10 protein-coding genes are annotated in these 13,428 nt (G+C 35.8%); 2 read left to right on the plus strand and 8 right to left on the minus strand.

The window, feature by feature from the left end; genetic code table 11:
* Nucleotides 1-47: 47 nt before the first annotated feature.
* Together FW780_RS02370 and uvrA are read right to left on the minus strand one after the other, a co-directional pair.
* Nucleotides 48-815: a methyltransferase domain-containing protein gene (locus tag FW780_RS02370; RefSeq protein ID WP_149832034.1), complete on the minus strand. Its 768-nt coding sequence runs from the start codon at nucleotides 813-815 to the stop codon at nucleotides 48-50.
* 126 nt (nucleotides 816-941) lie between these two features.
* Nucleotides 942-3,734 (minus strand): excinuclease ABC subunit UvrA, encoded by a 2,793-nt coding sequence (gene uvrA, locus FW780_RS02375; protein WP_149832035.1) that lies wholly within the window; start codon nucleotides 3,732-3,734, stop codon nucleotides 942-944.
* Between the two features lie 644 nt (nucleotides 3,735-4,378).
* Here uvrA and FW780_RS02380 point away from each other — a divergent pair.
* Together FW780_RS02380 and FW780_RS02385 are read left to right on the plus strand one after the other, a co-directional pair.
* Nucleotides 4,379-6,190: a TonB-dependent receptor plug domain-containing protein gene (locus FW780_RS02380; RefSeq protein WP_149832036.1), complete on the plus strand. Its 1,812-nt coding sequence runs from the start codon at nucleotides 4,379-4,381 to the stop codon at nucleotides 6,188-6,190.
* Between the two features lie 71 nt (nucleotides 6,191-6,261).
* Nucleotides 6,262-6,978 (plus strand): DUF2490 domain-containing protein, encoded by a 717-nt coding sequence (locus FW780_RS02385; protein WP_149832037.1) that lies wholly within the window; start codon nucleotides 6,262-6,264, stop codon nucleotides 6,976-6,978.
* On the opposite strand, the gene FW780_RS02390 is transcribed toward FW780_RS02385, so the two are convergent.
* The 6 genes from FW780_RS02390 to FW780_RS02415 form a co-directional block, all read right to left on the minus strand.
* Entirely contained in the window at nucleotides 6,975-9,023 is a 2,049-nt protein-coding gene (locus FW780_RS02390) for a M48 family metallopeptidase (RefSeq protein WP_149832038.1), read from the minus strand. The two genes, FW780_RS02385 and FW780_RS02390, sit on opposite strands and share 4 nt — an antisense overlap.
* 11 nt (nucleotides 9,024-9,034) lie before the next feature.
* Nucleotides 9,035-9,481, minus strand: coding sequence for a phosphohydrolase (locus tag FW780_RS02395; protein ID WP_149833788.1), 447 nt, complete (start codon nucleotides 9,479-9,481; stop codon nucleotides 9,035-9,037).
* 80 nt (nucleotides 9,482-9,561) lie between these two features.
* Nucleotides 9,562-9,897, minus strand: coding sequence for a YegP family protein (locus FW780_RS02400; RefSeq protein ID WP_149832039.1), 336 nt, complete (start codon nucleotides 9,895-9,897; stop codon nucleotides 9,562-9,564).
* Nucleotides 9,898-9,925: 28 nt separating this feature from the next.
* Entirely contained in the window at nucleotides 9,926-10,237 is a 312-nt protein-coding gene (locus tag FW780_RS02405) for a hypothetical protein (RefSeq protein WP_149832040.1), read from the minus strand.
* A 203-nt stretch (nucleotides 10,238-10,440) separates the two neighbouring features.
* The gene (locus tag FW780_RS02410; protein WP_149832041.1) at nucleotides 10,441-12,231 is read right to left on the minus strand and encodes an acyl-CoA dehydrogenase family protein; all 1,791 of its coding nucleotides are present in this window, start codon (nucleotides 12,229-12,231) and stop codon (nucleotides 10,441-10,443) included.
* A gap of 18 nt (nucleotides 12,232-12,249) precedes the next feature.
* Complete coding sequence (locus tag FW780_RS02415) at nucleotides 12,250-13,428, minus strand: thiolase family protein (protein WP_047375154.1); 1,179 nt, start codon at nucleotides 13,426-13,428, stop codon at nucleotides 12,250-12,252.

Here is a 13,428-nt window from a genome sequence, read left to right on the forward strand (position 1 = left end):
TCGTTCAGAATGACATTTCTGAGACAACTGATTCTGTTTAAATATCTCTATTTCTTACGACCATACATCAAAATACGCTTAAATGCATAGATGGCTGGATATTTTGTAAATCTTTGTGCTATTCGTGATTTAAATTCGGTAATGAAATTTTCTTTCTGATCATCTTCCAGACGTTCCAGATAAGGTAATAAAGCTGTTCCTGAAATAAATTCATATAAAGCCTCATGATCATCTGCAATGATAGGATACACTTTCTGGAAAATTTCTATATCCTGAATTCTGTTATCAAACAGAATCTGAGCATAATCATCCATTGAAAGCACCGGTGAATCACGGTTGAAATGATTTAGTTGTGATGCATAAGGTTCTTCATCTGCCATTTCTGTCAGAATCTGATTGAGAATATTTTCTTTCTGAACAGGCATCTGTATGGCCAACTGGCCTGAAGGAGATAACAGTTCAATGATTTTTGGAAATAAAGTTTCATGATCATCTGCCCATTGCAGAGCCGCATTACTGAAAACAAGATCCCACTTTTGATCAGACTGTGCCGTTTCTTCAATGCTCTGAAGTTTAAAATGTAAGTTTTCATTTTCAAATTTTTTCGATTTTTCAAGCATTTCTGCCGATGAATCGATTCCTAAAAATGTAGAACCTGTCAGTTTTTCAGTTAAAATGGAAGTCTGTTCTCCGGTACCACAGCCTAAGTCAATGGCTTTTATATTGTTTTCAGGCTTGATCAATGCTGCTAAATCATAAAAAGGCTTGTAGCGTACATCCTTGTACTGATCGTATAATTCGGGATTCCAGGGCATAAAAATAATTTTGAATTGATATTATAAAGGTAAAGAATCTATCTTAAAACAGGGTTCAAAATGCTACAGTTATTATTTTAAATTGACATAAAAAAGCGACTGTTTCTAAAACAGTCGCTTTTTATTTTATTGTTCAAGCTTTTCCTTGATGTATTTTGCGGTATAAGACTTTTTATTTTTTGTCAGGTCTTCAGGAGTTCCGGTAAAAACAACTTCGCCACCATGTTTTCCTGCTTCTGGACCAATGTCAATAATATAATCTGCGCATTTGATGATATCAGGCTGATGCTCAATAACAATTACCGAATGTCCAAGGTCAATAAGTGCCTGCAGGGATTTCAATAATTTCTGAATATCATGGAAATGTAGTCCTGTGGAAGGTTCATCAAAGATAAATAATGTCTTATCGGTTGTTACTCCTTTTACAAGGAATGAAGCCAGTTTCACACGCTGTGCCTCACCACCGGAAAGAGTAGAAGAACTTTGTCCAAGCTGCAGATACCCTAAACCAACTTCCTGAAGAGGTTTCAGCTTTGTTACAATTTTCTCTTCATTATTATCTTTAAAGAATGCCAACGCTTCGTCTACGGTCATGTGAAGGATATCCGAGATGTTTTTTTCATCAAATTTCACTTCAAGAATCTCGTTTTTGAATCGTGTTCCTTTACAAACCTCACATTCAAGCTCGATGTCTGCCATAAACTGCATAGAAACATTGATAACGCCTTCTCCTTTACATTCATCACATCTTCCTCCATCTACGTTAAAAGAGAAGTGTTTAGGTTTGTAACCCATCATTTTGGCTACTTTCTGCTTGGCAAAAAGATCACGGATGTCATCATATGCTTTCAGATAGGTCACCGGGTTTGAACGGGATGATTTTCCAATAGGGTTCTGATCAATAAGCTCAATGTTTTTGATCAGCTTTTTCGGGAATTCTACCGAATCATAGTCACCTTTTTTACCACCCATTCCAAGCTGAATCTGAATGTCATTCGTAAGAATTTCTTTCATCAAAGTAGATTTTCCACTTCCTGAAACTCCGGAAATTACAACGAGGCTTTCCAGTGGAACATCTACATCTATATTCTTAAGGTTGTTCTGACGGGCTCCTTTAATGTGAATCCATTCTTTTCCTTTTCTTCTTTTCTTCGGAACTTCAATTTCCAGTCTTCCGGTAAGGTATTCCGAGGTAAGAGTGTTTGCTTTTTTCAGATCTTTATAATCTCCTGCAAATACCAGTTCACCACCAAGATAACCTGCTTCCGGACCAATATCAATAATATAATCTGCGGCTCTCATTACATCTTCATCGTGTTCTACCACAATAACGGTGTTTCCAAGGTCACGAAGATTTTTCAATACTTCAATCAGGTTTTCTGTGTCTTTAGAATGAAGCCCGATAGAAGGCTCATCCAGGATATAAATAGAACCTACCAAAGAACTTCCTAAGCTTGTTGCTAAGTTGATTCTCTGACTTTCTCCTCCTGATAACGTATTGGAAGTTCTGTTTAATGTTAAATATCCTAATCCTACCTTTAGTAAAAATTCCAGACGGGTTGTGATTTCATAGATCAGTCTTTTGGCTACTTCTTTGTCATGATCTGAAAGCTTTAGCCCATTGATTAACGGGGCCAGCTCATCCAAAGGAAGTTCTATCATCGACTGGATATTATGTCCATCTACTTTTACCCAGCTTGTTTCTTCACGCAGTCTCAATCCTTCACACGTAGGACAAAGGGTTTTTCCTCTGTAGCGTGAAAGCATTACTCTGTACTGGATTTTATATAAGTTTTCTTCAAGCATTTTGAAGAAATTATTGATGGATGGGAAACTGCTTTTTCCGTCACCTTTCCAAAGGAAGTTTTTCTGTTCTTTTGTTAATTGGTGATAAGGTTTATGAATAGGGAAGTCACCTGCTTTTTTGATGAAGTCTTTTTTCCATTCACTCATGGTTTCACCTCTCCAGCTGACAACGGCATCTTCGTAGATGGATAATGTTTTATTGGGAACTACAAGATCTTCGTCTATTCCAATTACTTTTCCGTATCCTTCACATGCAGGACATGCTCCGTATGGATTATTAAAGCTGAAAAAATGAACATTCGGTTCAAGAAATTCCATTCCGTCCAGCTCGAACTTATTGGAGAATTCTTTTACTTTTTCAGTATCTGTATTTTTTAATGAACAATAGCCGCGTCCTTCATAAAATGCCATCTGAATAGAATCCGCAAGTCTTTGCAAAAAGCTTTCGTCTTCTTCATAAGAAAAACGGTCAATAACAAGATTGATCGTCATTCCTTTTTCAGGCGCAAATCCAAAGCTTTCCAGATCTTCGATTCCTGCTAAGTTTCCGTTAATTTCAAGTCTTGTGAAACCTGCCAGCTTTAAAATATTCAGTGTTTCTTTGAAATTGTCAGCATCATATTCCAAAGGAGCTGTCAATAAGAAAGAAGTGTCTTTCTTGGATGCTTTGATAAAATCTATCACATCAGAAACCGAATCTTTTTTCACTTCTTCTCCCGAAACAGGTGAAAAAGTTTTCCCGATTCTTGCAAAAAGAAGCTTCATATAATCGTAGATCTCCGTAGACGTTCCTACAGTAGAACGCGGATTGGAAGAAATTACTTTCTGTTGGATTGCAATAGACGGTGCAAGTCCCTTGATGTCATCTACTTTTGGTTTTTCTAATTTCCCTAAAAACTGACGTGCATAAGAACTTAAACTTTCAACATATCTTCTCTGCCCTTCGGCATAAATGGTATCAAAGGCCAAAGATGACTTACCGCTTCCTGAAACTCCTGTAATAACAATCAGTTTATTTTTCGGGATCAGGACATCTATATGTTTCAGATTGTTAAGATGTGCATTCTTAACAAAAATCTGTTTTTTTATGTCTATTTCTGTTGTATTAGCCATATTTTGTTTATTCATAAAAGTGACTGTACAGTATTAAGGCTGCCAGTATAATGGTGTTTTGCCACAGAATATTCCAAGGCCTGTCATCAATTGAACTTTATTCTATTCCTGAATCAACAATGACCTTTGTAACACCAATTTTTTAAAATCCCATTAAAAAAATACAGTTGAAAAGGAATAGTTTCATCGTAAAATTAAGACCCACAAAATTACGAATTTTTAGTGAAAATTTTATGTATATCTTATTGTTAAAAATTATTATTATAAATGGTAAATCAGGGGAATAAAATTGAATTATAATTATCAGAAAACGGTAAAATGAAGCAGGTTTTGTGATTTATTTTTGTTTTACTGTTTATTTAATGGTATTTTATATGGTTTTAGAAATTATGTTGTATTTTTTTTGTTAAACTATTGTTTTGTGTTTAAAAATTATTTAAAATTGTACCCTTAAATATGTAATATAGAATGAGAAAATTATTCAGAGATCTGGTTACACATTTAATGAAGAAAAGATAGAATTACTCCCTCACACAGATGCAGCATTCCGCTGCATCTTTTTTTATGACAACTATCATTTGCTTGTCTTGGTGAACTCCCTTACTTTTGGGATCTGTTATATAAGAAAAACTACGGAAACGATTATGATCAAAAAGATAGGAAGTGCTTTTTTTCTGGGATCTTTACTTTGGGTAAATGCGCAGGAGAAGACAACAGATATTGAAAGCATTGAATTTCAGGGAAAATTTATCTCTACACCTTATAAAAGTGCCAACCAGAATATCAGCGTTATCAGCAGAGAAGATATTGTAAATTCTCCGGCTAAAAGTATAGATGAAATTCTTCAGCAGGTACCAGGAATGGATATCAGAAGGAGAGGAGCCAATGGGGTGCAGAGTGATATCGGTTTTCGGGGAAGTTCTTTTGAGCAGGTTCTTCTGCTTTTGAACGGGATCAGAATGAATGATTCCCAAACCGGACATAACAATATGAATATTCCGGTTGATCTGGATGACGTAGAAAGAATAGAAATCATCAAAGGACCGGCTGCCAGACGTTTTGGACAGAATGCTTATGCCGGTGTTATTAATATTATCACTAAAACTGTTCCCGGAAAAAAAGTGAAGATCAGTGCGGATGGAGGAGACTTCAGTACTTACGGACTTGGATTCAATGCGCAGATAGGAAATGAAAAGTTTACGAACTCCCTTCAGGCTAATTCTGCTTCTTCAGAAGGGTATATGTTTAATACTGATTATGAGATAAGAAATGTATTTTATCAGGGGAAATTGAATATCAAGAACGGAGATGTAAGAGTACAGGCTGGCTTTTCGGAAAAGAAATTCGGGGCTAACGGTTTTTATGCTTCCAGCGCTGCAACAAAACAATATGAAGAAACACAGGCTTCTATTGTAAGTGTTGCCCATCAGCAGACTTTTGGGAAACTGAAACTGAATTCCAATGTATACTGGAGAAGGGGACAGGATATGTATCTTTATGACAGATGGAATCCTGATTTTTACAGAAATATGCATATTGGAAATAATGTAGGTGGTGAAGTGAATTCCAGCTACCAATGGGGATTGGGAACAACCGGAATTGGAGTAGAGCTTAGAAAGGAATTTTTGGTGAGCAGTAATCTGGGTGACAGAAACCGTTTTGTATCTCAGGTTTTCTTTGAACACCATTTTTCATTACTGGATAAAAAACTGAATATCAGTCCGGGAATTTCATGGGCTAATTATTCTAAAGAAGGAAATTTCTTTTATCCTGGTCTGGATGTCGGCTATAACTTTAATCCCAATAGTAAAATTTACGGAAATATTGCAAAAGTACATCGTATACCAACCTTTACCGAACTTTTTTATGTCAGCGGAACGGAAAAAGGAAATCCGAATTTACAGCCTGAAAATGCGCTTTCATCCGAGGTAGGATATCAATATCAGAATAACAAAATTTTAGCTAAAATAAGTGGGTTTTTAAGGAACTCCAGCAATTCTATCGACTGGGTTAAAAATGACCTTAAAGACAAAGTATGGTTCGCCGAAAATGTAGGAGATATCAAAACTAAAGGAATTGAAGCAGAGTGGAGCCATAGACCGCTAGACTGGCTGAAGTACACAATTGGGTATACGTATATTGACAGCAAATATGAAGAGAAAAACGGATTGGTTTCAAGATATATTCTGGACAATCTGAAACACCAGCTGGTTTCCAAATTAGAGGTGAAATTCCTGAAAAACTTTACCAACGAGCTTGTTTACCGTTATAATGAAAGAGTGAATCTGGGAACTTATAATCTTGTTGATGAAAAGCTGAGTTTTGCTAAAAAAGACTACTCAGTCTATGTATTGATTAACAATATTACCAATACAAATTACACGGAAGCATTTGGAGTGGCAATGCCGCAAAGGTGGTTCCACATTGGGTTTTCTTACACAATTAATATTAAGTAGGTGTTAATGTAATATTAATGAAAGTTAATATTAACAAATTGTTAAAAAATATACATTTGCAAAAATTTTTTATGAAACGTCTTATAGGCCTAGGTTTACTACTTGGAATTTCTTTTTTTAAAGCACAGGAACATATTTCCAGCTTCAATGCAGTGACTCTGACCTATAAGTTTCATCCGAAATTTTTCCTTTATGCAGAAGGGCAGATGCGTGGTAATGAAGATTATACCTACCCTGATTATTATGAGATAAAAGGGGGATTAGGGTATAATCTTACTAAAAACCACAAACCTTTCGTAGGATTGGGAAGATATGTCAACTATAAAGATCACAGTTTAAGCAGAGAGGAGTTCAGAGTATGGCTTCAGGATGTCATTGATCTTAAAAAAGGTATCGTAAAGTTTGAAAACCGTTTTCGTGTTGAAAAAAGCTGGTTCTATGAGCCTAAAACAGATCTTACTTCCCAGAGAATGCGTTACAGATACCGTCTGAACGTAAGTGTTCCTTTGAATGCCAAGACCATCAAGAAAGGAACTGTTTTCGCCAATGCATATGACGAAGTTTTCTTTGTATCACCAATGAAGCCTACTTTTGCCAGAAACAGAGTCTATGGCGGTTTCGGCTATCAGATTGATGATTACTTTGGAATTGTGAGCGGATATCTTTGGCAGCGTGAATTTGAAGCAAAGGGTAACAAAAATTTACATTTTATTTACCTTGCGTTAAACATCAATATCGATGGGACGGATCATCACACGAAGACTTACGATTTCCCGGGTGCAGATTAATTTTTACTTAAACCTGACTGAAAATTTAATAAATCCAGCTTAGAATTAAGGTAATGATCATTGAGTAATGCCCGGTATTTTTCAATCAGCAAAGATACAGCGCTTATCTCATGCTCAAGATATTTGTCCTTGTTGAAGTAGATATATTCAGAATCTACAAATTCCTGTAAAAGATTTTTATCTTCATCAGTTAAGGCTTCCTTATAAGCTGAATGTTCAAGAAGTTCTCTGGTTTTTTGTTTAAATGGTTCTTCTGCTTTTAACAACGTGGCTCTGTGTTTACGGATTTCTTCAAAAGGTAAAGTAACCGCCATAAACTGCAGGTATACCGTAAACTCATTAAGACTTTTCTGGAAATCGTTAAATTCTCTATCTATGACTGCCAGTTTTTTATACTTGGTAAGCAGGTCTTTTTTCAGATCCTCATTAGAAATATGATAATAATGCTGAAAAATAGCTTTGTCATTTTCAAGAAGTTCTTCCTGTACTTTTTTCAGCTCATTTTCAAGATCAGGGATAAGTCTTCCGGCATCTTTTGCTTTGTACAGGCTGTTATTAAATCTAAAGGTTTTTATTTCTTTCGGATAGGAAACCAGGTATTGCAGTGTCTGTATATCACTCTCTATTGCGAATTTTTCGTAGATTAAAGATACTTTTTTGTCACTGAAAAGATCGGAAGCATGATGAGGTAATGAATCTGAAATTACGGATTCAATATTTTCTACAATAGGATTGTGTCTTTCGTAATATCCGTTAAAATCTGAACTGAAAGTCTGGTAAGTACTGTTTTCCAGATAGAGTTTTATAAAACTTTCATCATCTATCACTTCTCCTACATTTTTTACACTGCGTAAAGTAAGGAATTTTGCGGTCATGATTTCACAGATATTGTCAAAACCACTGATGATCTCTCTTGCATATCTGTGGTCTGCAGCTATATTTCTGGTTTCGTTTATTTTGATCCTTTCAATTCTTTTCAGGATATCCGGGTGTGAAGTCCATTGGTCTTCAATTTCTATTCTGGATTTATTATATCGGGTAAGGTCTTCGGCATCTATTTTAGGAAGTCCGTTTACGTAAGGATGATTATTTCTTTCGCATAAGATTTTCATTAAAGAGATCTGGTTCTTATAAAGATCCTTTGGAAGATATTTTTGCTGGCTTTCAATATAAAAATTAAAAGAATAATTAAAAGCGGCATCACTTAATTCCAGCCTTAATAAAGATGAAGCCTGTTCTTCAGGATTGGTAATAAAAGTTGAAATAGCGTCTGCATGGTATTCCATTTCTCTTTGGAGAGAAGCATGGTTTTTAAAAAGAAAATTTGAAATACTTTTAAGAACAGATTGGAAAGCATTGATAAAACTGACCGATATCAGACCAAAAACTTTAAAAACAGCATTACCTCCGGAAAATTCTAATATGAAATTTTCATATTCTTTGTTATTGTAAACAGTTTCAAAGATTATTTTTTCAGCCTGGTTCACATAGCCACCCACCTTCATACTTTTTTGAGAGAAGTGTCCAAACTCATGGGCTAAAACAGATCTTAATTCTCCCACACTGGTTGAGTTGATAAGACCAACCCCAATTGTAAGGTTTTTCTTTACGGGTAAAAACATACTCCAAAAAACTGAATTATAGCTTACACTGGCATTTACATCGGGTGAAAGAAAAACTTTTTGAGGCGCTTTTACTTTGGTTTCAGCTATAATTTCATCAATAATGGCAAACAGCTCGGGCTGGTGGGATCTGTTGACTTCTATCAGATGACGAGTGCTGTAATGTGTCTTTTTGAAAATAAATTTAACAAGAAATATAAATACAAAAACTCCAACACTTAGCAATCCTGCTGCACCAAAAACGGTAAAGTAATTAAGAGAAATACTTAACAGTTTTATGGCCCCATATCCTAATAAGAAGATCATTAGAAGTGAGGCAAGTATAAGCATCAGATAGATCAGGAAAAAGACCGAAATAGATACAATAGCAGAGACCAGCTTGGATTGATAAGCTGATGAAATTTTAGGTAGGTTATTAGTCATGTGTTTTTTTATTAATATTTCTCTATCAGATAACGATACGCTTTCAGATACTTGTTGAATCTTTTAATATCCTTAGGCGTAAGTTCTCTGTTTAATCTTCTAAGATCCATGTTGTCACGAAGATCATTCAGCTTTACAGCAACAGAGAGAAGGGATCTTTCTGTTCTTTTAATGAAATCATCGTAATCTTCTTCCGGATCAAATTTGGTGAGACAGCTGATGGCGAAAATAATATATTCAGGAAACCCTTCAGACCTTAAATAATCCAGGCTGAATTCTTCAGGATGGTCTTCTACTACATCATGCAGTACTCCAACGATTTTTTCGTCCAGTGTTTTACCATAATTCATCACACGCATTACGTGAGCTATGTACGGGGCATGGTATTTATCGGTTTGTCCTTTATGGGCTTTGTCGGCAATTTTGATTGCTCTATTCAGTAATTCTTCTTTTGTCATTTCTAATGAAAAATAGAGTACAAAAATAAAAAATGCCTTAAAAAAATAAGACATTTTTATCAAGATTATTTCAATGGATTTTAAATACTTGCTTCATCCTCTACATGAGCGTGTGGCGCATTGTTTTTTACAGATTCTATTCCGTTTTCCATGCCGTTGTCAGATTCATACATCTGGCTGGTTCCTATGATCTGTCCGTTTCCTGCTTTGAGATTGAAATAGCATCTGCCGTCTTTGGCTGTATTTCTTTCAAATTTTGAATCTTCCTGTGAATAGGTCTTTACAGATCCGATTCCGTTTTCGCAGGATGGTTTTGTGCTGTAACCCTGACTGGTTAAAATAATCTGTCCGTTTCCTGCTTTGAGGTTAAACTGAAAGTCTCCGTTTGTTCTTTTAGAGATAATAAATTTTCCCATGTTTATCGTTTTTTGGATTTGTGTTGTATTATTTAGCTGGTATGAGCTTCTTTTGGTTTATCTGAAGTTTATCTGGTGTGATAGCGTTTAAAATTTTGTATTGCGAATAGTCTTTTGTGGGTTCTTTCAAAGCCAGATAGAGAATAGTATCATTAGGTTTCTTAATCAGCATTTTATAAAATCCTGTTTGGGGCTTATCTGATTTCAACGCAAGGTATCCTGGGAATTTTCCTTTGCTGACAATTTTTACGGTATCTGTTTTGGGAATAAGAATCAAGTTTTCCTTTTTCTGAGCCGTTAGAGCAGCTGATAAAAGGAGTAGGGGAAATAATGCTTTCATATTATGTTTCGCGTTTTATGGTTTTTAGTTATAATAAAAATAACAAAAATTATTGAGATTTAAAAAACTTTAAATCTCAATTCATCACACAAATGCTTTTTTAGATTTCCCGGGTTGGGTATATTTCTGTTTTGTTCTATATTTTAAATATATAAAAACGCCCCAAAATGAGGCGTTTTAAATCAAATTTATGTTATTAAAGACTAATAAGCTCCTTTCTCGATATAGTGTGCTGCAACTTTTTCAGTTAAAGCTACTACATTCGGGTGGTTGGTATATTTCGTAAATCTTCTTAATCCGGAAAGCATCATTCTCTGCTCATCTCCTTCCGCGAAAGAAACAATTCCTTCTTTAGCTGAAGTGATGATTTTCTCAACAGCTTTATAAAGGTTCAGTTGAGCCATAGCTGCTTCTACAGATTCAGGAGAGAAGTGTTTCTCTGCTCTTAATATTGCAGATTCTGCCATATAGATCTGGTTAAGGATTTCAGAAGCATTTAATAATAAGTGCTGTTGTTTCTCAATATCCATCATATATTTCTGTAACGCAGCTCCGGAAACCATTAAGAATACTTTCTTAAGATTTGCGATAATTGCTTTTTCCTCACTCATGAATTCTGAATAATCAGGAACTTCAAATGAAGGAATACCCATCAATTCTTTGCTGATTGCCATTGCAGGAGATAAAAGGTCTAATTCACCCTTCATTGCTCTCTTAATAAGCATTCCTACCGCCAATAATCTGTTGATTTCGTTGGTCCCCTCATAGATTCTGCCAATTCTTGCATCTCTCCATGCAGATTCCATTGGTGTATCTTCTGAGAATCCCATTCCTCCATAAATCTGGATTCCTTCATCAGCTGTATTTTGAGTAAGGTCAGAAACAAAAACTTTAAGGATAGAAGCTTCTACTGCAAATTCTTCAACTCCTTTTAATTCTGCTTGTTGATGATCCATTCCGCCAGCAACTAATTCAGCAATTTTATCTTCAACATTTTTTGCTAAACGGTAAGAACCTGCTTCACTCACAAAAACTCCGGTTGACATTTCTGCAATTTTCTTTCTGATTGCCCCGAAAGTAGAAATAGAAACACCAAATTGCTTTCTTTCATTTGAATATTGAATAGCATGGTTTAAAATTCTTCTTTGTCCGTCAAGGTTTGCTGCAGCTAATTTAATTCTACCAACATTTAATGCGTTCAAAGCGATTTTGAAACCATTGTTTCTTTCACCTAACATATTTTCAACAGGAACTTTCATATCATTGAAGAAAACCTGACGGGTAGAAGAGGAACGAATACCTAATTTATGTTCTTCTTCACCAAATGTTAAACTTTCTGGATTTTCTAATTCTGAACGGTTGATTACAAAACCTGTAATATTTTTATCATCATCAATTTTCGCAAATAATGTGAAAGTATCTGCAAAACCTGCATTGGAAATCCACATTTTTTGTCCATTGATAATATAATGTTTGCCGTCTTCAGACAATCTTGCTCTTGTTTTCCCTGAATTGGCATCAGATCCTGCATCCGGCTCAGTTAAACAATATGCCCCGAATTTTGTTCCTGTAGCTAAATCCGGAAGGTATTTCTTTTTCAATTCTTCACTTCCGTAAAGTAGAGTAGGAAGAGTTCCGATTCCCGTATGTGCCCCATAAGCTGTTGCTAATGAGCCATTTCCTCCGGAAACATAATCGCAAGCCAACATGGTACTCACAAATCCCATTCCCAAACCTCCATATTCTTCAGGAACTGTGATTCCTAACAGTCCCATTTCTCCTAATTTACGCATTGTTTCTTCAGTCAATGCATAATCTTTTTTCTCAAAACGATCATGTTGTGGAATAACTTCTCTGTCAATAAATTCTTTCGCAGAATCACGAAGCATTTTTTGTTCTTCAGAAAGTTCTTCCAAAGAGAAAATTTCATTAGCTGGAATTTCTTTAATTAAAAACTCACCGCCTTTTAATGTTTTATTAAGTTTATCACTCATTATTTTTGTTTTTTTATATTATAATAATTCAAAGATTGAAGCTGCGCCTTGCCCTGTTCCAACGCACATAGAAACCATTCCGTACTTGTTGCCACGTCTTCTCATTTCGTCAAGAAGCTGAACCGTAAGTTTTGTTCCTGTACATCCAAGAGGGTGACCCAATGCAATGGCTCCTCCGTTTACATTTAAGATATCTGGATTTAAACCTAATTCTTTCTTGATAGCAACCGATTGAGATGCGAATGCTTCGTTAAGTTCGATCAAATCGATATCTTTTAATTCTAATCCTGCTTGTTTTAATGCTTTAGGAATAGCGTAGATAGGCCCCATTCCCATGATTCTCGGCTCTAATCCGGCAGCAGCATAAGCTACTAATCTTGCTTCAGGTTCCAATCCTAATTCTTTAACCATTTCTTCACTCATTACCATTACGAAAGCGGCTCCGTCACTCATTTGAGAAGAGTTTCCGGCTGTTACGCTTCCTCCGTTGGCAAATACAGGTCTTAATTTTGCTAAACCAGCTAAAGAAGTATCAGCTCTAGGACCTTCATCTATTGAAAAATCAAACTTTTTAGTCTGTAGTTTCTGATTTTCGTCCAGGAAATTATATTCTACAGGAATAGGAACAATCTGGTTGGCAAACTTGCCTTCCTGATTTGCTTTTAAAGCTTTCATATGAGATTCAAAAGCAAACTGATCCTGTTCTTCTCTTGTGATATTGTATTGTTTTGCTACTTCTTCAGCAGTGTAACCCATTCCCCAATAGTAATCAGGGTTGGTTTTTGCGATATCCGTTTCAGGAACCGGTTTGTAACCTCCCATTGGAATGTATGACATAGATTCAGTACCTCCTGCGATAATACAATCTGCCATACCAGCCTGGATTTTTGCAGAAGCAATAGCGATTGCCTCACTTCCTGAAGCACAGTATCTGTTTACAGTAACTCCCGGAACTTTATCTGTATTTAACCCCATCAAAGAGATCAGACGCGCAACGTTCAGCCCTTGTTCAGCTTCCGGCATTGCATTTCCTACGATAAGGTCATCAATTCTGTTTTTATCTAATTGTGGTAGCTCAGCCATTAATTTTTCAATAACGGTAGCCGCCATGACATCAGGTCTTGTAAATCTTAAACTTCCTTTTGGAGCTTTTCCAACGGCAGTTCTGAAACCTTTTACTATATATGCTGTTTTCAT

Source organism: Chryseobacterium sediminis, assembly GCF_008386505.1.
GTDB lineage: Bacteria > Bacteroidota > Bacteroidia > Flavobacteriales > Weeksellaceae > Chryseobacterium > Chryseobacterium sediminis.

Coding starts and splice junctions, on each gene's coding strand:
- FW780_RS02415 (WP_047375154.1), bottom strand. CDS start 13,428: ATGAAAACAGCATATATAGTAAAAGGTTTCAGAACTGCCGTTGGAAAA.
- FW780_RS02390 (WP_149832038.1), bottom strand. CDS start 9,023: ATGACTAATAACCTACCTAAAATTTCATCAGCTTATCAATCCAAGCTG.
- uvrA (WP_149832035.1), bottom strand. CDS start 3,734: ATGGCTAATACAACAGAAATAGACATAAAAAAACAGATTTTTGTTAAG.
- FW780_RS02380 (WP_149832036.1), top strand. CDS start 4,379: ATGATCAAAAAGATAGGAAGTGCTTTTTTTCTGGGATCTTTACTTTGG.
- FW780_RS02410 (WP_149832041.1), bottom strand. CDS start 12,231: ATGAGTGATAAACTTAATAAAACATTAAAAGGCGGTGAGTTTTTAATT.
- FW780_RS02405 (WP_149832040.1), bottom strand. CDS start 10,237: ATGAAAGCATTATTTCCCCTACTCCTTTTATCAGCTGCTCTAACGGCT.
- FW780_RS02395 (WP_149833788.1), bottom strand. CDS start 9,481: ATGACAAAAGAAGAATTACTGAATAGAGCAATCAAAATTGCCGACAAA.
- FW780_RS02385 (WP_149832037.1), top strand. CDS start 6,262: ATGAAACGTCTTATAGGCCTAGGTTTACTACTTGGAATTTCTTTTTTT.
- FW780_RS02370 (WP_149832034.1), bottom strand. CDS start 815: ATGCCCTGGAATCCCGAATTATACGATCAGTACAAGGATGTACGCTAC.
- FW780_RS02400 (WP_149832039.1), bottom strand. CDS start 9,897: ATGGGAAAATTTATTATCTCTAAAAGAACAAACGGAGACTTTCAGTTT.